This window comes from Blautia liquoris (genome assembly GCF_015159595.1).
Classification (GTDB): domain Bacteria; phylum Bacillota; class Clostridia; order Lachnospirales; family Lachnospiraceae; genus Novisyntrophococcus; species Novisyntrophococcus liquoris.
In genome coordinates, this window is record NZ_CP063304.1 from 1,720,962 (window position 1) to 1,738,764 (window position 17,803).

Genomic DNA, 17,803 nt, shown 5'->3' on the forward strand with positions numbered 1-17,803 from the left:
ATGAAACTACTCATATTAATGGCTATCTTTTCTCTACAATATCATCTGCGCTTTTGAAGATGCTATTTTCTGGAACCACACCGCGTACGCTGGATAGTGGATAGATATTGGTGTTTCTGCCAATTACAGTACCGGGGTTTAGGACGCTTCCACATCCAACTTCTACATGGTCGCCAAGCATTGCGCCAAATTTTTTCAGTCCTGTCTCTATTTGCTCCCCTCCATTTTTTACAACCACGAGTTTCTTATCTGACTTTACATTGGAGGTGATGCTTCCGGCTCCCATGTGCGATTTATAGCCTAAAATAGAATCCCCGACATAGTTATAATGTGGAACCTGAACTTTGTTAAACAAGATGACATTCTTAAGCTCCGTAGAGTTTCCTACAACAGCCCCCTCTCCAACGATTGTATTTCCACGGATAAACGCTGACTGGCGGATCTCAGCGCCCTTACCGATGATACAAGGACCCGTAATAGAAACCGTTTTCGCGATCACAGCATCCCTGGCAATCCAGATATCATCGCCCTTTTTTTCATATTCGTCTCCGGGGAGTGTTGGACCAAGTTCCAGGATAAAATCGTGGATTCTTGAAAGTACTTCCCAGGGATAAGTAACACCTTGAAAAATATTCTTTGCTATTGTTTCATCAAGGGTATAAAGTTTTTCAATCATCAAACTGCTCATTGAAAATCTCCTTCTAATTTTTTTATATTTGATAGGAATTTCTGAGATTATTTCGTCTGTTTCTTTGGAGTCTTGTAATTGGCTGCAGCTCTGTCAAAACAGCGTCTTAAAGGAGCCTCATTCTTAAGACCAATAACATTCTTTGTATGTCTCGTCACAAAACTCTCGAGTTTCGTCATATACTCGTCTGAGGAAATATTGCCCTCGGCAACATAGGTCAGACCCTTTTCCCAACTTGCAGTAAGTTCCGGATTCAAAAGAGAGCGAATGGATGCATTGACCACATCAAAGATCATCTCACCTTGCAGGGTTGGTGTGATAACCTGTGTCTTTTTATTTAACGCAAGATACTTGATAGAAAACAATTTCTTGAGTATTTCCGCTCTGGTTGCACTAGTTCCGATCCCGCTTCCTTTGATCTGAGCTCTCAGTTCTTCATCTTCAATTAATTGTCCTGCATTCTCCATTGCAAGAATCATCGAGCCGGAAGTATAGCGTTTTGGCGGAGAAGTCTCCCCCTCCTTGACATTGAATTCCCGGATTGGAAGAACAGCGCCTTTTTTTAGCTTTGACAGTGTATCCACAAGAATCTGGTCTTTTGTCAAATCCTGAGCTTTATACTTCGTAACTTTCAGGTATCCTTCATCTTTTAAAACTTTAAAGTTAGAAAAAAAACGTTCTCCATCTTTACTAATCGTCAGGGATGCTTTCTGATAGACAGCCGGGGGATAAAAAACTGCCAGAAACCTTCTCACAATGACTTCATAAACATTTTGGGACAATCCAGAAAGATGATTGAGATTTTGTAGTCCCTGTCCGGTGGGGATAATCGCATAATGATCTGTAATCTGTTTGTCATTGGTGTAACGGGTTTTTTCGATCTTTTTATAGCTTTCGCTTTTCTGAATATCTTTAAGATATGGCTCTGCAAGCGGATATTTCATCAGTCCATTGAGGTTTTTTGAAATTTCCTTCGCCACAGCACTGGAAAGTACGCGGGCATCTGTTCTTGGATAAGTGACCAGTTTCTTCTCATAAAGTTCCTGAACAATCTGAAGTGTCTGATCCGGGCTAATCTTAAAAAGTCTCGCACATTCATTCTGAAGTTCCGCAAGGTTGTATAAAAGAGGTGGATTCTTGTTCTCCCTCTTTCGTTCGATTTTCTCAAGTACCCCCTCAAGCGGAAGGTTTTCCTGCATCTGTTCGATTAGATACTGTGCATCCTTTTTTTCTTTAAATCCGTTCTCCTTATAAAGAAGAGGGGAGTTAAAATATCTGCTTCCCTTGACAGCGCGCCATTCGCCTTCAAAATGTGTCCCGGCGATCTCAATGCCTGCAAGTACTCTGTAAAAAGGCGTTTTTACAAAATCTCTGATCTCCCGTTCGCGCCTGACTACCATTCCCATAACACAAGTCATGACTCTTCCCACAGAGATAGCTTTATATTTTCCACCCAGATAATTCGTGACAGAGCTTCCGTATTTTAGGGTTAAGACGCGGGAAAAATTAATTCCCATGAGATAATCTTCCTTTGCACGCAGAAAAGCAGCTTCCGACAAATGATCATACTCACTTAGATCCTTAGCCTCTCGGATGCCCCGAAGAATCTCCTCCTCTGTCTGTGAGTCAATCCACACACGCTTTCTCTTCTTATCTTTCACGCCTGCCATCATTTCCACCAGACGATAGATATATTCCCCTTCGCGTCCGGAATCCGTACAGACATAGATCGTATCAATGTCTTCACGATTCAATAGTCCGCCTACAATTTTAAATTGTTTGGACACCGATGGAATGATTTCGTATTTAAAATTATCCGGCAAAAAAGGAAGAGTATCAAAACTCCACCTTTTATATTTTATATCATATTTTTCCGGGTAGCTCATAGTGACCAAATGCCCTACACACCATGTCACCACAAAATTCTCGGATTCTACATATCCATCTCTTCTGCCCATGTTTTCTTTTAAAGCCTTCGCAAATTCCTGCGCAACACTGGGCTTCTCAGCTATGTATAACGATTTACTCATGTTTGTACCTAATTCTAATCTCCAGTATCATATTCCTCATCATTCATCGGCACTCATTTTGCGGAGTGGAAGTGCAAGTAATACGGAACCACCGATGATATTTCCTATTGTAACGATAAACATGCTTCGTAATATCAATGGAATGGACAATCCCGGAACTAGAAAAAATGCAGTCACAAATGTCGCCATATTTGCGACACAGTGTTCCAGACCAGAAATAACAAATCCTGAAATACAGATTGTAATCATCAGAAACTTTGCAGCCTCATCCCTGCATTTCATCCCACAGGCAACTGCCAGGCAGACAAAGAAATTACATAGTACTGCTTTGAAAAACATCTGGCCGGCGGGCAAGGTCAGTTTGTTCTGTACATACCCGGCAAAATAGTCACTTGTTCCGGAGGCACCAGAAGCAACAAAAATCAGAGAAAATATGAAACATCCCACAAAATTACCGATATAACTGACCAGCCATACTTTACCAAGCTGGCCTGGCGTAACTGATTTATCATACGCTCCGAAGGCCATAACCAGATTGTTTCCCGTAAAAAGTTCTCCTCCGAGAAACACAATTAAAAGCACCGCAATTGAGAAGACAAGTCCGCCCAACACTTTTCCCCAAGCAGGATCAACGTCTTTGAAGATATTTCCGATCACATTATTATAGATCATGGCAGCAGCAATAAAAAATCCTGCCATAATTGCACGGATAAAGTATTTTCCGGGATGTGTCTTCAGCAAATCCGCCTTTGATATGGCAGCATTCGAAAAAAGTTTTACATTCTCATAAGGCATAAATATTCGCCCTCTCCTTCTGTTCTGTTACAGATCAGATTTTATTTTTTTTCTATATATCCCTTTGCAGTCAGTGTCTCGGCGCAAAGAATTGCACCGCCGGCCGCACCTCTAACTGTATTGTGAGACAAGCCGACAAACTTCCAATCATATATGGTGTCTTTACGAAGACGGCCTACCGATATTCCCATGCCATTTTCATAGTCAACATCTATTCTGACCTGAGGGCGATCATCCTCATCCATATAGCGAATAAACTGCTTCGGTGCTCCTGGGAGATTCAGTTCCTGCGGAAGCCCTGTGAAGTTATTTATTCTGTCGATCAGCTGGTCTTTTGTCGGATTCGTGCGGAATTTGACGAATACCGCCGCCGTGTGTCCGTTCAAAACAGGAACACGGATACACTGACTCGTAATAACTGGCTCACTGGCTTTTTCAATTCTGCCGCCCAACACTTTTCCCCAGAGACGCAGCGGTTCAAGCTCAGACTTTTCTTCCTCTCCGCCGATATAGGGAATAATGTTTCCTTCCATTTCCGGCCAGTCCTTAAAAGTCTTTCCTGCACCGGAGATTGCCTGATAAGTTGTAACGACAACTTCGTATGGTTCGAATTCCCTCCATGCTGTCAGCACTGGAGCATAGCTTTGAATCGAACAGTTTGGTTTCACTGCTATAAATCCACGCTTTGTACCCAATCTTTCTTTTTGAGAAGAGATTACAGCAAAGTGCTCTGGATTAATCTCAGGTACAACCATCGGAACATCCGGCGTCCATCTGTGTGCACTGTTGTTAGACACAACGGGTGTCTCAGCCTTGGCATAAGCCTCTTCAATAGAACGAATCTCTTCTTTTGACATATCAACAGCGGAAAAAACAAAATCAACAGATGAAGCGACCTGCCGAATGTCATTGACATCGACTACGATCAGATTTTTTACCTCCTCTGGAATCAAAGTATCCATCTTCCATCTTCCTGACACAGCCTCTTCATAGGTTTTTCCGGCACTTCTAGGGCTCGCCGCAACACATGACACTTCAAACCACGGATGATTTTCAAGCAATGATATGAATCGCTGACCAACCATACCGGTTGCACCAAGTATGCCTACCTTTAATTTTTCCATTGAATATTACCTCGATTCTTTCCAGTTTTTCCTAAGATATAATTTATTTTCTCTGATAACAGCTTCCATTGCCTGTGCTCCGGGCGCTCCGATGGTATTGCGGCGTTCTACACAGTTCTTCATGCTGATTGCTTCATAGATATCGTCTTCGAACGCAGGGCTGATCGCCTGATATTCTACAAGAGTCATATCGTCCAGAGAAATCTGTTTTTCAATACAGTGCAGGACAAGCTGCCCCACAATTCCATGTGCATCGCGGAAAGGAATGCCTTTTTTTACCAAGTAGTCCGCTGCATCTGTCGCATTCGTAAATCCTTTTTTGGCTGAATCCGCCATCTTATCTGTACGAAAATTCATGGTGGAAAGCATTCCGTTGAAAAGCTGCAGACAATTTTTGACTGTGTCAATGGCATCAAAGACCATCTCCTTATCTTCCTGCATATCTTTATTATATGCAAGAGGAATTCCCTTCATGGTTGTAAGAACAGATATGAGAGCCCCATATACGCGCCCTGTTTTTCCTCTCACCAGCTCGGCAATATCCGGATTTTTTTTCTGCGGCATGATGGAACTTCCCGTGCTGTAGGCATCATCAATTTCCACAAACTGGTATTCATTGGTGTTCCAAGTGATAATTTCCTCAGAGAATCTCGAAAGATGCATCATAATTGTAGATAATGCAGACAGTAATTCAATCAAATAGTCACGATCTGAAACCGAATCCATGCTATTTTTAGTGGGACCGTCAAATCCCAGAAGACTGGCTGTATATTCACGGTCCAAGGGATACGTGGTCCCCGCAAGAGCTCCTGATCCCAAGGGACACAGGTTCATCCTGTGATATATATCATGCATGCGTCCCCGGTCTCTTTTAAACATCTCAAAATAGGCTCCCATATGGTGAGACAGAGTAACCGGCTGTGCTTTCTGCAGATGGGTAAATCCCGGCATATAGGTATGAAGATTTTTCTCCATGATGTTTTCAATCGTTTCGAGCAGTTTTTTTAGACGACCGTCTAATTCGTCAATTTCATCTCTGACATATAACTTCATATCCAGTGCAACCTGATCATTGCGGCTTCGGCCGGTATGCAGTTTCTTTCCGGCATTCCCGATGCGACGTGTCAGATTTTCCTCGACAAAACTATGGATATCTTCATATTCATCGGTAATCTCTAACTTTTTTGATTTCACATCACATAAAATCTCCTGAAGGCCCGAGACAATATCTTCTCCCTCTTTTTCTGTGAGAATTTTCTGCTTTGCAAGCATTTGCGCATGCGCGATACTTCCACGAATATCCTGTTCACAGAGCTTTTTGTCAAATCCAATTGACGCATTAAAATCATATACGAGTTGATCCGTTTCTTTTGTGAAACGGCCTCCCCATAACTGTGCCATAGTAGTTCCTCTTTTCTGTTCGCTTTTCATAATTTTATCATTTACGCTTCCATACGTCAATTGTCATATGAAAATAATAATTTCATCGTGAATAGACACATCCGCAAAAATTTTGGCGATAAAGATGATACTCCTTAGATAATTCTAAGGAACGCTTATACCCATCCTTTTTCTTAAAGTCAGAGTTCAGATAAGAAACCTTCAGTTCTTCTTGTAATTTCTCACCAATTTCATTTAATTTTCTGGCATTTTTCATGGGACTAATCGATAAGGTTGTCGTAAAATAATCGCATCCTGATTTTTTTGCCTGCAAAGCTGCCTCACGAAGTCTTAACTCGTAACACTTAAAACATCGCACCCCTCCCTCAGGTATATCTTCCATACCTGAGGCCATATCAAAAAATTTCTTCGGTTCATAATTTCCCTCCATAAAATGAACCGGATATTTTGTTGGCATTTCTGAAATAAGACGCTTTTGTTCAAGAACCCTGGTATGATATTCTTCTTCGGGATAAATATTGGGATTATAATAGAATAAAGTAATCTGAAAATAATTCGAAAGATATTCCAATACATAACTGCTGCATGGGGCACAGCAGCTGTGCAGCAGAAGTCTGTGTACTTCTCCCCTCTTCTGATGCTGCTCAATTACACACTCCAGTTCTTTTTGATAATTTCTGTCATTTGGCATAAGGCGTCACCGGCCCTTCCTTCCAATCTGCTGACCCATTAAAACCTTTGTTTCTATATGCTTTTTTGAATTTGATAAGATGTCCTGATCAGGAACAACTCTTTTTTTAGTGGTCAAAAGTATAATTGTGGAACCTCCGAATGCGAAATTTCCCTTTTCCCCGCCCCTGTGTACTTTTGCGGCCTCATCATTATTTTCAATTTTTCCGACCAACATAGCACCAACTTCCATCATTAGGACAGTCCCAAAATTTTCTGATTTCAACAAAGAATACTCCCTGGTATTTTCTTTGTAGATCGGATAATAATCATTGGCAACAGGATTAACTGTATGAAAAACCCCAAAAATCTTATAATTGTTTGATTTTATTCCGTCATCCACATAGATATATCTGTGATAATCATCTACTGACAGCCGTAGAATCCAGGCATAGCCGCCTTCGAATTTCTTAGCCAGATTTTTGCTCTTCAGGAGACCATGAAGTGTATATACCGTCTGTTTTATATAGAAACTGCTGTCCTTCGTGATTTTACAGACAGTTACTCTCCCGTCACAAGGACTGATGAAACTGGATTTTTCTTCCGCAAATGGACGATATTGTTTTTTGACACGCCTTGTAAAAAAATCGTTGAATGACTGATACTTCTCCGCTTCATATTGAGACAATTCTATATGATTCTTTCTGACAAAATAAGGGACAAAAAATGCCGATATCCGGGTCGTCATCAGCCATCCTCCTATTTTTGAAAAGGTCTGAGTCACCATCGGCCGAATCAAAATCCTTGTGAGTGCATGACCATACAGGAATTCCAGAAAATGATCCTGTCTCAGGTTATCATTACATATATTTCCCTTTCTGTCAATTGTCATGCTCACAAACCAACCCTTCTATCCCAGCGAAACAGTACCCCCAGCACTGCAATTGCTACAATTCCTACGATCAGTGACAACTCTTTGTTAGTTGGCTTTCGAAACTTAAAATCTGTGACGAAAAGAATTGCAATCACAAGAACCATAATATGTAAAACAATAATAAAAAATCCATGAAGCAACGGCGAAAGCAGATAAGCCAAAGGCAGTGCTACCGCCATCGATGTAATAGGTAATCCATGATAACAAGGCTTTACGTCCTTTTTGGCAGCATCATCTTCCTCTGCAAGAACATTAAAAAAGCCCAGACGGATCACTCCGGCAAGTCCATAAAAGATTAAAATAATCATACTGTAAATATGTTTCATTCCCAGGCTGTAGCACAGAACAATGGGAAAGGCCCCGAAACAGACCACATCACACAGCGAGTCAATTTGAATACCAAAGCTTTTTTCTTCCCTTGTCCGGTCCTTTTTAGTCCTTGCTATTTTTCCGTCAAACATATCACATAATCCAGAAAATGCCAGACAGAAGATCGCCCATCTGAAATGCCCCGTTATAGCACAAAAGATTCCGCTGATCGATGAAGCGAAACTAATATATGTAAGTATCACGGTATAGTCATAAAAACCGATCATTATATTTTTCCTCAACTTTCTTCTCATTCGTTTTGTTGTAACCCCTGGGAAACAATCTCAGTGTGGCTGCATCAAATAATTTCCCATATATAACGGAAATTTTACTATGTCTCCCGATTCGGAAACAGATTTCGGCAAGCAATACACCCCCCGCCACATCGATAAGAACATGCTGCTTCGTAGTTAATGTGGAGATAAATACAAGGATCGCCGCCACAAAAGAAAATGCACGATACCATAGAGGTATTTTTTGATTTCCCCGGATTCCTATAAAGCAGAACCAACTCACCAGACAGTGTATGGATGGAAATAGATTCGACGCCGTATCCACAGAATACAAAAAGGACATGGCCAAGTTCCAGAATCCACTTTCACTTAGGACTGGTCTCGTATTCGTAGTCGGAAAGAACAGAAAAAAGATCAGACATATCACACGTGAGAGGACATCTCCGGCAAAGAACTGGTAAACCGAATTTTTATCCTGTCTGGCAATCAGGATATAGTTTACTGCCCAAAACAAGTAACATCCAAAATATATAAGCAGTGTCCATGGGATGAATGGCAGTTTCTCATCCAGTGAACTCTCAATATTATGGTGATACCAGTTTTGTGTAATCAGTTTGGAACCCCCATATATCAGGTTGTTAAATAAAAAAGAGAAAATCACTGGCAGAAATCCATAATCCGGCATCATCCGCGTTATCAGTTTTCGTATCTTATTCATGTTGTTCTAACCTCGTTTTCTTAACTTACTCAGTATATCAACAACAAGTTCTTTACTCAAGAGTTTTTTATAAATCTTAAAAAAGAATTAATACGTTTCAATCATAAGAGTCAAAAGGTCTTGCATAAAGGGTATTGTCACTAGCCTTTCATAATATGCATATCTTAACATATATAGAACAATACGTTTTATAATAAATGCACGGGGAGGTAATACATGGAACCACTATTAGAGTTAAAAAATATATGCTTTTCTTATCATAGCATGGAAGGTGAAACAAAAGCCCTCACCGATATCAATTTTACAGTAGAGGAAGGCGAATTTGTTGCTGTTGTCGGCCCCAGTGGATGTGGTAAAAGTACGATTCTGAACCTGATCTCTGGTTTAATTGAACCAGAATCCGGTTCAATTTTTATTAAAGGAAAACCACTTAAAAAGTCCGAAATCAATATCGGATACATGCTGCAAAAGGACCACCTCTTTGAATGGAGAACGATCTATCGAAACGTGATATTAGGTTTGGAAATCCAAAAAAAATTAAACAGCGAAACAAAAGCAAAGGTTGATGAAATGCTAAAGACCTATGGACTGGATGAATTCCGCGATGCCAGACCATCACAACTATCCGGAGGAATGCGTCAAAGAGCGGCTCTGATCCGCACATTAGCTCTTGAACCTGCACTTCTATTACTTGATGAACCTTTTTCGGCTTTAGATTATCAAACGAGATTATCCGTCGCAGATGATATCGGTCAAATTCTAAAAGCGCAGAAAAAAACCGCGCTGCTTGTCACACACGATATTTCGGAGGCGATCAGTATGGCAGATCATGTCGTTGTACTTTCCAGCCGGCCTGCGATCGTAAAATCAATCATTTCAATAGATATGGGAATTGAAAACCGGACGCCGATGACCTCGAGAAATGCACCGGCATTTAAGAACTATTTCAACAAGATATGGAAGGAGTTGAATGATCATGAAAATGAAGACGTGTACCGCACAGGAAGCATATCTTAAAAAACAGCTCTCCAGAAAATACCAGATACGTTTCTTCCGCATCTTCCTGCTGCTGGCTTTTATCCTCCTCTGGCAATGTGCTTCAGATCTTGGATGGATTGACTCCTTTATCTTCAGCAGTCCGGTAAAAGTGGTCAGGACGTTTTATAATATGGTGAAAGAACACAGCCTTTTTTTGCATATCGGCGTGACCTTGGCTGAGACATTAATCAGTTTTGCTCTGACGATTATATTTACAGTTGTAACTGCGGTCTGCCTTTGGCTCTTCCCCAGATTTGCAGATGTCATGGAGCCCTATCTGGTCGTACTGAACTCGCTTCCAAAATCAGCCCTTGCACCACTACTGATTGTCTGGCTGGGAGCTAATATGAAGACAATCATTATCGCAGGGATGTCTGTCGCACTATTTGGATCAATCATCAGTCTATATCAGGGGTTTCAGGAGGTCAGTCAGGAAAAGATGAAACTGATCTATACACTTGGCGGTAAAAAGTATGAAGTATTGACAAAGGTAGTCCTTCCTGCCTCCACTCCTTATCTGCTGAGCGCATTAAAAGTTGATATCGGTCTTTGTCTGGTAGGTGTCATCATAGGTGAATTTATCGGTGCAAGACAGGGTCTTGGATATCTGATCATCTACTCCAGCCAGGTTTTTAAGCTTGACTGGCTTATCCTTTCCATCATTATTCTCTGCGCAATTGCTATGATTCTATATCAGGGCGTCTGCTTCATAGAAAAGTGGTACAATGACAAAAAGTAAATGAGGAACCTATCATTCTGGTATTCTCCAATAAAAAAGGAGTGTGTGCAGGAAATATAACTGCCACACTCTCCTTCTATGCTTAGATCGTATCTGTAAAGAACTCACAAATCTCGTCGTATCCCTCCATATTGAGTTGTTCTTTCTGGAACTTTTTATTTTTTTTCATCATACAAACCTGAACAGATATCCCTGATTCGCGCTCCTTCGAAGCTTTTTCCAGAATCTCTGTCATCTGCGCAGAAGGCATATTCTTCTCTATCAGGTAAGCCTTTTTAACGGACGCGTCTGGAATTTTAAATTCTCTTTCCATCAGAAGCATTATGATACGTTCAAAGCCAATAGAAAAACCACATGCAGGAACTTTGTTACCCGTGAACTTTGCTATCATCTCGTCATAACGTCCGCCTCCGCCGACTGAGCCTCCGAATTCATCCATAGAAATTTCAAAAATTGTTCCAGTATAATAGGACATTCCCCGAACAAGTGTCGGATCAAATGCAATTTTAAAACTGGCACTTTTTAATGTATCCACAGTTTCTATAATCGCAGTAAGGCCTTCTACAACCTCTTGTTCCAGAAATTCACCCAGTGTCTCCTTGATATATTTAACGCCTGAAATATCCTCGGTTACATTTTGAAATAAATTCATATATTTGGAGACGGAATTGTGATCAAATCCCTCTTTTTTTAATTCTTCTTCAACACCATCAGGGCCAATTTTATCCATCTTATCCAGAATAATAAAAACTGTGTCGTAGGTATCTTCATCAAATCCGCTATAGTCTGCCATTGCCTTTAAGATTCGGCGATCATTAATACGGATTGTAAAATTCTTAAAATCTAGCTTTCCAAGCAATGTTGTAGTGGCCAATATGAGCTCAATTTCAGCCAGATTGCCCGGCTCGCCAAGTATATCGAGATCGCACTGCATAAACTGACGAAAGCGGCCTCTTTGCGGCCGATCAGCTCTCCAGACATTACCCATCTGCAATGCTTTAAAAGGGCTTGGAAGTTCATTTGCGTGATTCGAATAGTAGCGGCTTAGTGGAACAGTGAGATCATAACGCAGACCCTCATCTGTCAAGTCAAACTCGCTTTTAGCCTCATTGATCTTTAATTTCTTCCCTCTCTTTAATATTTTAAAGATTAGTTTCTCATTCTCACCACCCTGCTTGCTGTTTAGATTCGCCAGATGTTCCACACAGGGAGTTTCAATTGAAGAAAATCCAAATGTTCCGTATGTTTCTTTAATCAGACGAATTACATAATCCCGTATTTCCATCTCAAAAGGCAGGATATCTTTCATTCCAGTCACTGGTTTTTTCTTTAATGTCATTATTTAAAATCTCCTCTCTCGTCAACGGCTAGGTCACCTAATATGACCCTTTTCCGATTGTTTTCATGTATTACTCTTTGAAACGCCAGAAATATTTGTATGTCGAAGTTTCGGATATCTTCCACCATGAATTTGACAGCTGTTTCCGGATCAAAGGCTTTTCGATATGGCCTGTCAGAAGTCAGAGCACAGTAGACATCGCATACACGCAGGATTCGGGCGCCATAAGGTATCTCGTCCCCAAATAGATGATCGGGGTAACCACTTCCATCGTAGTTCTCATGATGATGCAGGACACACTGTGAAATAAAATCAGAATACCCTTGTCTCTCTACCACTTTATAGCCCTCAACCGGGTGCATACGTACAATTTTCATCTCTTCAACAACCAGTGGCTGATCATCAATTTCTTTTTCGAGAACAATTTTTCCAATGTCATGAAGGAATCCCGCTACTGCCAGTTCCTGACAATTTGAATTACTGTATCCCAGTTTTTCTGCAACATCATAAGCCAAGTTACTGACTTCACAGCCATGTGATATCTGCTCTGTCAGAGAATACTGGAGCATATTTCTGCGGTATTTACTGTGTTGATATTTCCTTGATTCCGGCTTCTTTTCGTTTAAGCATTTCATCGATTCTCTCCACGTAATTCTTCAAATCTTTAACATTTTCGGCACGTAACGTCCGCCTGCCGCCCTGGAAGACAAATTTTGTGGATGCACCTGCTCCTGCAGCCATAATGGTTTGTTTTTCTTCCATAATCAGTATATTGTATATACCTTCCTTGTCAAGTTTCGCATAACCTACATTTTCAAAATTTCCGGCGATATCCTTTTGGCGATAAAGATAGTAGGGATCCATATCCATCCCATACGCACAGTCCGCAGTCATCTGCATAATTTCCTGACTGTTTTCAAACGAGATTTCATCATACATATCTTTAAACAAATTCAGCCTCGCTGCTCGTTTAAGCGCGAGAGAGTGAATCGTAAGGCTGTCAGGATTCATCGCTTTAATCTGTTTTAATGTCCGGGAGACCTGCTCCTTATGCTCGCCCGGCAGACCTACGATCAAATCCATATTGATGTTGTCAAAGCCCATCTCGCGTGCCAGATTATATTTTGATATGATATCCTCCACGGTATGACGTCTGCCAATCAGATCCAGTGTTTCCTGATTCATCGTCTGCGGATTAATTGAAATTCGTGTCACCGGATACCGCTTAAGAATCATAAGCTTTTCTCTGGTGATGGTATCTGGTCTGCCTGCCTCAACCGTGAATTCTTTTACTCCTTTCATAGGAAATATACTTTGAATAAATCTAAGAAGTCTCTCCAGCTGATCAGGAGAAAGCGTCGTTGGTGTTCCCCCGCCAATATAAATTGTATCGCAGGAACGCCCTTTCATCTTAGACGCAATGAATTTTAACTCTTTGCATAATGCATCCAGATAAGATTCTACCATATAATTCCACTGGCTCATCGGATGTGAACCAAAAGAACAATACAGACAAATTGACGGGCAGAATGGAATCCCGACATAAAGACTATATCCATCTTTATAGTTGAATTTGTTCAATAGTTCTCTCTCTTTGTTGGCAACTGTAATTGCCAATGCGATTTTATCCGGGCTGATGCCATAAGTATCCCGCATAAGAGTAGCTGCCTCAACGTTTGTCTTCCCATCCTCCAGCATTCCCATCACAATCTTGGATGGTCTGATTCCAGTCAAATCGCCCCAGGGCAGCTCCCTTTTAGTAATCTTTGCCAATGCTTTATAGACAAGTTTCTTGACATAGTTTTTTCGTTCTCTTCGATCCGCCTGTGCAGATATCCGCGTAATCGTTCTGCTGATCTCCTGATCTCGTTCAAATACAAGGAAGGTAATAGAACTCTCTTCATATATTACCTGATATTGATAAGAATAATCACTGTCGGGCAGTTCGTCTCCCTCATACCATATCCTGATGGTACTTCCGGGATAAAATGCACGGATCAGAGAATAGATATCATATTCAAATTCTCTTTTGTTCAATTTCAGACTAAGATTAAGCAAGAGGGTTGTACCTCTTTTCAACAGAGATCTCTGTCGTCTGACCATGCCCCGGATAAACTTTTGTATTATCTGGAAGTATTGTAAGAAGACGTGAGATACTCTCGCGCATCTGCTGCATACTTCCCGTCAAAAGATCTGTTCTGCCATAACTTTCTGCAAATAAAGTATCACCGGAAAATAGTATTCCCTCTTCAGAAAGATAGAAGCAGATGCTCCCCTTTGTATGACCGGGCGTATGAAGTACAACAATACGAATCCCTGCAAGATTCAGTTCTTCCTCGTCACTCACAAGGAAATCAGCCTTCATTGAATATGCACTTGCCCAGGCGGCCGAGAGATTATTCTTGGCACTTTCTAAAACCTCCTGTTCCTGTTCACAGGCATAGACAGGAATATGATACTTTTCTTTCAATTCTTCGGCTGCCATCATATGATCAAAATGACCATGAGTCAGTAGGATTGCAGTTGGTATTGCCTGCACCTTTTGTATCTGATTTTCGATATCGCCAGCCTGTGCAGCAGGATCTATGATAAGAATCTCTCTGTTTTTTTTATTCATAACCAAATAGCAATTTGTATCTATCTTTCCCAATATGAGAGTTTTAATTACTATATCTGACATTGTATTATCCTTTCGAGCGTTCTATATCTATTACGCCGCTTACCTGGCGAATTTTCTCTATCAGACTGTTCAATTCTTCTTTTCCTCTGACAAAAAAAGTCATATCGACGGTAGCCTGTCCCTGCTTGTTAGTACTGACATTGATTTTTGAGATATCAATTTTTCGTTCCATAAATAATTTTGACAGATCCACCAGAAGTCCTGAACGGTCAAAAGCATACACATTAATTTCGACTGCATACATTTGGTTATTTGCACTGCCAGACTCCCATTCCGCATCGATCAGTCTTTCACGTTCAGACTCCGGAAGATTCAGTATATTAATACAGTCGGTCCTGTGAATTGTGATGCCTCGTCCTCTTGTTACGAACCCCACAATTTCGTCTCCCGGAATGGGAGAACAGCATTTTGAAAATCTGACAGAGACATCATGCGTACCGCTTACAACGATTCCAGCTTTCGATTTCGATACCGGAACTTCTATGATTGTGTCTTCGTTTGTACTTTTCAGTACATCATCATCGGAAATTTTTGTCTGATTTTCCTTATCATAAACATCAATCAGCTTATTTATGACCTGTCCTTCTTTCAGACCTCCATGTCCGACAGCGGCCAGCACAGAATCCCAGTCCCTAAAGCCGTACTTTCGTATGACGGCATTCATATAATTCGATTTTAGATAAACACCAAGATTTTTTCCTTTAATCTTGGCATAGCCATTAAGCATCTCCTTGCCTTTTAGGATGTTGTCCACTTTCAACTGAGCTTTAAACCATTGATTAATCCGATTTTTTGCCTGTGAGCTTTTTACAATCTTAAGCCAGTCTCTGCTGGGGCCTTTTGAATTCTGAGAGGTGATAATTTCCACACGATCACCATTCCTCAACTCATATTCAATCGGAACCAGCTTTCCATTCACTCTTGCACCAACCATCTTATTGCCGACTGCGGAGTGTATGGTATATGCAAAATCAATAGGACAGGAACCGCTGGGTAAAGTCTTGACATCGCCGGCCGGTGTAAAACAATAGACATTGTCGGAGAATAAATCAAGATCACTCTTGAGCAGACTCATGAATTCTTTGTTGTCTGACATGTCCTGCTGCCATTCCAGAATCTGGCGAAGCCAACTCAGTTTTTCTTCCTCCTGTTCAGGGCCTGTCTTGTTTCCATCTGATGCCTCTTTATACTTCCAATGGGCTGCAATACCATATTCCGCAATCCGGTGCATCTCAAAAGTACGAATCTGAATTTCGAAAGGCTGTCCGTTCGGTCCAATCAAAGTCGTATGAAGTGACTGGTACATATTTGGCTTAGGCATCGCAATATAATCTTTAAAACGCCCGGGAATCGGCGTATACATCTCATGAATCACACCTAACGCCGCATAACAGTCTTTGACAGTCTCCACAATAATACGAACAGCAAAAAGATCATATATCTGATCCAGCGTCTTGTTCTGATTCACCATCTTTTTATAAATACTGAAAAAGTGCTTAATTCTGCCGCTTACCTGTCCATCAATTCCCGCTTCTTCAATGTGATGTTTTACTTCCCGAACGATTGCATCGACATACTTTTGACGCTCTCCTCGTTTCATATCCACTTTTTCAACCAGATCATAATATGCCTCTGGTTCCAGATATTTCAAAGACAGATCATCCAGCTCAACTTTAATCTTGGAAATTCCAAGTCGCTGTGCAATAGGAGCATAGATATCCATTGTCTCACGGGCCTTTTCCCTTTGTGTTTCTAACGACCAGTATTTTGCCGTCCTCATGTTGTGAAGACGGTCGGCCAGTTTTACCAGTATCACCCGGATATCTTTTGCCATAGCCAGAAACATCTTGCGAAGGTTCTCAGCTTGCTCCTCAACTTTGTCAGCTGCGTAGCTGAGTTTACCAAGTTTCGTCACACCATCGACGATCAGAGCTACTTCATCGCCAAATTCTTTTCTAAGCTCATCAACTGTCATAACCGTGTCTTCTACAACGTCATGGAGAAGTCCGGATACAATACTTTCCTTGTCAAGTTCCAAGTCTGCAAGTATCACAGCAACACACAGAGGATGGATGATGTACGGCTCACCGGATTTTCTCTTTTGATCTTTATGTGCCTCGCTGGCCATCTCATAGGCTTTCTGGATCATGCTGATATCCGCCGATGGATGATACTTTCTAACACTGGAAATAAGCTCCTGATAGATTAACTCGGGGCTTGTAAAATCTTCTACGGCCTTTACATTCGCATCTGCCGCCGCGATTTCTTTTTGTAATTTTTCCTTTTCCATCATTTTTGCGTCTTTGTCCATATATTTCCTCACTTATGCTGAAAAGGCACTGTGCAGGATGGATACAGCTGATCCGCTCCATACACAATGCCAAAATTATTTCCCTTCATAACGTATTACAGAAGCAACATCATAACCTTTGAGTTTATCTCTTCCCTTTAATCCGGCTAACTCCATAAGAAATATAATCTTTTCTACCTTGGCCCCCTGTTGTTCAACCATCTTTGCACATGCCTCGATAGTTCCGCCTGTTGCAATTAAATCATCTACCAGTACAACTCGCTGGCCGGGTTTAATATCATCCTTATGCATCTCTATCGTTGCCGTACCATATTCAAGATTATAAGTCCGGCTAATTGTCTCACGAGGAAGCTTCCCTTTTTTTCGAATCGGTACAAATGGCTTGTGAAGATTGTAAGCGATAGGTACACCAAATATAAAACCTCTTGACTCTGTTCCCACGATCACATCAAAGTCCACTCCTTCCAGCAGATTCTGAAGCTCATCTATAGCCAGCTTAAGTCCGTCCGCATCCTGAAGGATACTTGTTACATCACGAAATATAACACCCGGTTCTGGAAAATCCGGGATACTTAGTACATAATCTTCTAATTTTTTCATTTAAGCTCCTCATCATCCATTCGACAACTATTGCCGATTTGTCATGATACCAGGGTCAAAAGGTCCTGCGTTTCATGCTCATCTTGTCATTATGTTACAAATTATATCATTTTTTTCCGGTATAATCAATAGGGC

General features: G+C 41.1%; 17 protein-coding genes. 2 read left to right on the forward strand and 15 right to left on the reverse strand.

What is annotated here, in order from left to right; genetic code table 11:
• Window positions 1-22 precede the first annotated feature (22 nt).
• The 9 genes from INP51_RS07940 to INP51_RS07980 form a co-directional block, all read right to left on the reverse strand.
• Entirely contained in the window at window positions 23-688 is a 666-nt protein-coding gene (locus tag INP51_RS07940) for an LbetaH domain-containing protein (protein ID WP_193737146.1), read from the reverse strand.
• Window positions 689-735: 47 nt separating this feature from the next.
• Window positions 736-2,718 (reverse strand): DNA topoisomerase, encoded by a 1,983-nt coding sequence (locus tag INP51_RS07945; RefSeq protein ID WP_193737147.1) that lies wholly within the window; start codon window positions 2,716-2,718, stop codon window positions 736-738.
• Between the two features lie 39 nt (window positions 2,719-2,757).
• Complete coding sequence (locus INP51_RS07950; protein ID WP_193737148.1) at window positions 2,758-3,513, reverse strand: formate/nitrite transporter family protein; 756 nt, start codon at window positions 3,511-3,513, stop codon at window positions 2,758-2,760.
• Between the two features lie 41 nt (window positions 3,514-3,554).
• Window positions 3,555-4,637 carry an aspartate-semialdehyde dehydrogenase gene (asd, locus tag INP51_RS07955; RefSeq protein ID WP_193737149.1) on the reverse strand — a complete coding sequence of 361 codons (1,083 nt, stop codon included), beginning with the start codon at window positions 4,635-4,637 and terminating at the stop codon, window positions 3,555-3,557.
• A gap of 6 nt (window positions 4,638-4,643) precedes the next feature.
• Window positions 4,644-6,038 carry an argininosuccinate lyase gene (gene argH, locus INP51_RS07960; protein WP_193737150.1) on the reverse strand — a complete coding sequence of 465 codons (1,395 nt, stop codon included), beginning with the start codon at window positions 6,036-6,038 and terminating at the stop codon, window positions 4,644-4,646.
• Window positions 6,039-6,120: 82 nt separating this feature from the next.
• Window positions 6,121-6,729, reverse strand: coding sequence for an epoxyqueuosine reductase QueH (locus INP51_RS07965; protein ID WP_193737151.1), 609 nt, complete (start codon window positions 6,727-6,729; stop codon window positions 6,121-6,123).
• A gap of 6 nt (window positions 6,730-6,735) precedes the next feature.
• Complete coding sequence (locus INP51_RS07970; RefSeq protein ID WP_193737152.1) at window positions 6,736-7,599, reverse strand: phosphatidylserine decarboxylase; 864 nt, start codon at window positions 7,597-7,599, stop codon at window positions 6,736-6,738.
• A gap of 2 nt (window positions 7,600-7,601) precedes the next feature.
• Window positions 7,602-8,237: a CDP-alcohol phosphatidyltransferase family protein gene (locus tag INP51_RS07975; protein ID WP_193737153.1), complete on the reverse strand. Its 636-nt coding sequence runs from the start codon at window positions 8,235-8,237 to the stop codon at window positions 7,602-7,604.
• Window positions 8,221-8,961, reverse strand: coding sequence for a phosphatase PAP2 family protein (locus tag INP51_RS07980; protein WP_193737154.1), 741 nt, complete (start codon window positions 8,959-8,961; stop codon window positions 8,221-8,223). Before INP51_RS07980 ends, INP51_RS07975 begins: the two co-directional genes overlap by 17 nt.
• Window positions 8,962-9,177: 216 nt before the next feature.
• Between INP51_RS07980 and INP51_RS07985 the strand changes: the two genes are divergently transcribed.
• Window positions 9,178-9,978, forward strand: coding sequence for an ABC transporter ATP-binding protein (locus INP51_RS07985; protein ID WP_193737155.1), 801 nt, complete (start codon window positions 9,178-9,180; stop codon window positions 9,976-9,978).
• Window positions 9,938-10,738, forward strand: a complete 801-nt coding sequence (locus INP51_RS07990; protein WP_193737156.1) for an ABC transporter permease — start codon at window positions 9,938-9,940, stop codon at window positions 10,736-10,738. Before INP51_RS07985 ends, INP51_RS07990 begins: the two co-directional genes overlap by 41 nt.
• Before the next feature lie 82 nt (window positions 10,739-10,820).
• Here INP51_RS07990 and hisS read toward each other — a convergent pair whose 3' ends face one another.
• The 6 genes from hisS to INP51_RS08020 form a co-directional block, all read right to left on the reverse strand.
• Entirely contained in the window at window positions 10,821-12,077 is a 1,257-nt protein-coding gene (gene hisS / locus INP51_RS07995; RefSeq protein ID WP_193737157.1) for a histidine--tRNA ligase, read from the reverse strand.
• On the reverse strand, window positions 12,077-12,712 hold the full coding sequence (locus INP51_RS08000; RefSeq protein WP_193737158.1) for an HD-GYP domain-containing protein: 636 nt from the start codon (window positions 12,710-12,712) through the stop codon (window positions 12,077-12,079). Before INP51_RS08000 ends, hisS begins: the two co-directional genes overlap by 1 nt.
• On the reverse strand, window positions 12,660-14,114 hold the full coding sequence (gene hemZ, locus INP51_RS08005; RefSeq protein WP_331463531.1) for a coproporphyrinogen dehydrogenase HemZ: 1,455 nt from the start codon (window positions 14,112-14,114) through the stop codon (window positions 12,660-12,662). The genes INP51_RS08000 and hemZ overlap by 53 nt, the downstream gene beginning before the upstream one ends.
• Window positions 14,115-14,127: 13 nt before the next feature.
• A complete protein-coding gene (locus tag INP51_RS08010; protein ID WP_193737160.1) occupies window positions 14,128-14,757 on the reverse strand; it encodes an MBL fold metallo-hydrolase in 630 nt (209 codons plus the stop codon).
• A 4-nt stretch (window positions 14,758-14,761) separates the two neighbouring features.
• Window positions 14,762-17,068, reverse strand: a complete 2,307-nt coding sequence (locus INP51_RS08015) for a RelA/SpoT family protein (RefSeq protein WP_193737161.1) — start codon at window positions 17,066-17,068, stop codon at window positions 14,762-14,764.
• 75 nt (window positions 17,069-17,143) lie between these two features.
• Window positions 17,144-17,668 (reverse strand): adenine phosphoribosyltransferase, encoded by a 525-nt coding sequence (locus INP51_RS08020; protein WP_193737162.1) that lies wholly within the window; start codon window positions 17,666-17,668, stop codon window positions 17,144-17,146.
• Window positions 17,669-17,803 lie beyond the last annotated feature (135 nt).

Excerpts from the sequence above, each read along its gene's own strand:
- INP51_RS08010 (WP_193737160.1), bottom strand. The coding sequence starts at position 14,757 with ATGTCAGATATAGTAATTAAAACTCTCATATTGGGAAAGATAGATACA.
- INP51_RS07940 (WP_193737146.1), bottom strand. The coding sequence starts at position 688 with ATGAGCAGTTTGATGATTGAAAAACTTTATACCCTTGATGAAACAATA.
- INP51_RS08000 (WP_193737158.1), bottom strand. The coding sequence starts at position 12,712 with ATGAAATGCTTAAACGAAAAGAAGCCGGAATCAAGGAAATATCAACAC.
- INP51_RS08020 (WP_193737162.1), bottom strand. The coding sequence starts at position 17,668 with ATGAAAAAATTAGAAGATTATGTACTAAGTATCCCGGATTTTCCAGAA.
- INP51_RS07990 (WP_193737156.1), top strand. The coding sequence starts at position 9,938 with ATGAAAATGAAGACGTGTACCGCACAGGAAGCATATCTTAAAAAACAG.
- INP51_RS07985 (WP_193737155.1), top strand. The coding sequence starts at position 9,178 with ATGGAACCACTATTAGAGTTAAAAAATATATGCTTTTCTTATCATAGC.
- INP51_RS07945 (WP_193737147.1), bottom strand. The coding sequence starts at position 2,718 with ATGAGTAAATCGTTATACATAGCTGAGAAGCCCAGTGTTGCGCAGGAA.
- INP51_RS08015 (WP_193737161.1), bottom strand. The coding sequence starts at position 17,068 with ATGGACAAAGACGCAAAAATGATGGAAAAGGAAAAATTACAAAAAGAA.
- asd (WP_193737149.1), bottom strand. The coding sequence starts at position 4,637 with ATGGAAAAATTAAAGGTAGGCATACTTGGTGCAACCGGTATGGTTGGT.
- INP51_RS07980 (WP_193737154.1), bottom strand. The coding sequence starts at position 8,961 with ATGAATAAGATACGAAAACTGATAACGCGGATGATGCCGGATTATGGA.
- hisS (WP_193737157.1), bottom strand. The coding sequence starts at position 12,077 with ATGACATTAAAGAAAAAACCAGTGACTGGAATGAAAGATATCCTGCCT.
- INP51_RS07970 (WP_193737152.1), bottom strand. The coding sequence starts at position 7,599 with ATGACAATTGACAGAAAGGGAAATATATGTAATGATAACCTGAGACAG.
- INP51_RS07950 (WP_193737148.1), bottom strand. The coding sequence starts at position 3,513 with ATGCCTTATGAGAATGTAAAACTTTTTTCGAATGCTGCCATATCAAAG.
- INP51_RS07975 (WP_193737153.1), bottom strand. The coding sequence starts at position 8,237 with ATGATCGGTTTTTATGACTATACCGTGATACTTACATATATTAGTTTC.
- argH (WP_193737150.1), bottom strand. The coding sequence starts at position 6,038 with ATGGCACAGTTATGGGGAGGCCGTTTCACAAAAGAAACGGATCAACTC.
- INP51_RS07965 (WP_193737151.1), bottom strand. The coding sequence starts at position 6,729 with ATGCCAAATGACAGAAATTATCAAAAAGAACTGGAGTGTGTAATTGAG.